The organism is Streptomyces sp. a15, from assembly GCF_059026085.1.
Genome location: NZ_JBWLKM010000264.1, coordinates 1 through 761, shown reverse-complemented (window position 1 = coordinate 761; position 761 = coordinate 1). Strand labels below are relative to the sequence as shown.

2 protein-coding genes are annotated in these 761 nt (G+C 72.7%); both read right to left on the bottom strand.

Annotated elements, in window-relative coordinates:
* On the bottom strand, window positions 1–251 hold a 251-nt coding region (locus AC5P09_RS52040; protein ID WP_493880643.1), incomplete at its 3' end, for a hypothetical protein.
* Window positions 248–761: DUF2398 family protein (locus tag AC5P09_RS52035; protein ID WP_493880642.1), on the bottom strand; the 514-nt coding region annotated here is incomplete at its 5' end. The genes AC5P09_RS52040 and AC5P09_RS52035, both read right to left, overlap by 4 nt.

Genomic DNA, 761 nt, shown 5'->3' with positions numbered 1-761 from the left:
GACTTCATCGTGCGGTCCTCGGCGGCGAACGGGTTGAGCCGCTTGGGGTCGATACGGCCGTCGAGGACGAACGGGAACAGAACCTCCAGCGCCTTGGTCTTGCCGGACCCGTTGGGGCCCCGCAGCACCAGCCAGCCGCCCGCGAAGGAGAACTCCTCGTCCCGGTAGTCCCACAGGTTGATGATCCCGGCACGGGTGGGAACGAACCGGGCTGAGGGGGTGGGTGCCTGGGTGGGAGCGGGGGTGTTCACGGAGTCGGGTCCTTGGCGGTGTCGTCGGTGAACAGGACGGTCTGAGAGGGCGGCCCGGCCGCCGTACGGGTTCTCACGCGGGCCGTGACCCCCCGGTAGCGGGCGAGCAGCGGAAGCGCGAGAGCCCCGCCATCGACCCGGACGATCAGCGACATGGCGGCCAGCAGGTCGAGCGCCTGGCCGAGCAGCCGGTCCGGGTCGCCGCGCAGGTCGGCGGCGAAGCCCGCGCCGTACTCGGCGGTGATCTCCTTGAGTCTGCCCCGGAGCCAGGAGTCCGTGACGAAGGGGGAACGGATCTCCGCCGGTTCCTGGCCCTCGTCGCCGGGTGCCTCGTACGCCGACGCCTCGTCCGGCTCGGCGAGTTCGGCGATCAGACCACGCGACGGCAGGGCCGCATCGATACGCCGGGCGCGCGCCGCGAGGCGTTCGGCGGCGGTGGGCGCGGGCAGCAGTTCGAGGGCGTGCCGTCCGGAACGCTGCACGGCGGCGCTGATCCGGGCGGCGAGCAGC